3 protein-coding genes are annotated in these 1,223 nt (G+C 32.2%); 1 reads left to right on the forward strand and 2 read right to left on the reverse strand.

Annotated elements, in window-relative coordinates:
* On the reverse strand, nucleotides 1-260 hold a 260-nt coding region (locus ACFIKB_RS09335), incomplete at its 3' end, for a hypothetical protein (RefSeq protein ID WP_375653473.1).
* Nucleotides 261-505: 245 nt separating this feature from the next.
* Complete coding sequence (locus ACFIKB_RS09340) at nucleotides 506-835, reverse strand: hypothetical protein (protein ID WP_375653475.1); 330 nt, start codon at nucleotides 833-835, stop codon at nucleotides 506-508.
* Nucleotides 836-948: 113 nt separating this feature from the next.
* On the opposite strand from ACFIKB_RS09340, the gene ACFIKB_RS09345 reads away from it, so the two are divergent.
* A partial coding sequence (locus ACFIKB_RS09345; RefSeq protein ID WP_375653477.1) for a hypothetical protein occupies nucleotides 949-1,223 on the forward strand: 275 nt, incomplete at its 3' end.

Raw genomic sequence — 1,223 nt, forward strand, 5'->3', positions numbered from 1 at the left:
AAGTCGTGAGGAATGTTTCCGTTGAAACACTGCTCTTCACATTCTTTAAGATAGAATTCGGCAATATCTTCAGAGATGTCTTCGCAACGATTAGTCGTTGGTTCAATACGCAAAATTTGGACAGCATTATCGGCTTGGTCGATAAAATTGATAATGTCCTTTTCTTCGAAGAAAGTTCCATATTTAGCGAGATTTTGCTCTTCATTTTCGCACATCACTAAGAGAATTTCATCAGATTTTATAAACACTGGTTTTGTCACAAATGCCTCCATAGAGCCTATTGGCAAAAGTTATTTTCTAAGATATGGAGTGAACATATTTTCGATTTTAGAATAAGTCAATATAATTTTTCTAAAACAGAAAAAAATTTTTTTAGTGATAGACAAATAGTCTACACAAAAAAGTAATTTAATTTTCATTTCAATGTGGAGAAAATTCTGTATGAAGCAGTCTAAAAAAGCTCTAAAAATATTTTCGTCATTAACAAATGAGCAAAAACGGGTGGTTATTTTTCATCTTCTTCTTCTTGCAAAGATCGTAGAAAAGAAATGACAGCTTTTCTATGTTCTGGCTTTGCCGAGGAATATAATTTTAAAAAATAATCATCACAATTATCGGGTATAAAATGAGGGGGGAGAGCTTTAAAAAATGAAGTTAATCTAACGAGTTCATCAGCAGATATACTTCTACTTTCTTTATCATCATCGATAGAAAGCATTTTAGATACAACAGATGTATGAAGTCCCATATGTTTAGCTAATTCAGTTCGGGACCCATGACCCATTGTTTTAAGTTTTTCATTTGCCCAAATTTTTATTTCTTTTTGAATATCCATACTTACCAATATTCCTGTTGTTTTAAAAAATATCAACATTTCTATTTTAGAAAAAATGTTGACATTTTTTCTATAATCGAATAAATGCCCATTTGATAAATAGAGAAATTAAAATGAATATCAAAAATTCAGCAGGTACGATTATAAAATATTTAGGCGGTGCGAAACGTGTGTCGTTGATTTCTCAATGTCATGTGTCTGCTGTTTATAAATGGACTTATCCTTTAAAAAAACTAGAGGGTAAAGGCGGAATTATACCAGCTAAATATCAAATTATGCTTCTGAACTACGCACGTGAGCATGGGATAGACTTGCGTCCAGAAGATTTTTTTTATCCCGAGCGCTTGCAGAGATTAATGCAAGAGCAACACCCCCCAATTACGAAAAT

The organism is Bartonella sp. MR110HLJHH, assembly GCF_042194225.1.
Lineage (GTDB): Bacteria > Pseudomonadota > Alphaproteobacteria > Rhizobiales > Rhizobiaceae > Bartonella > Bartonella grahamii.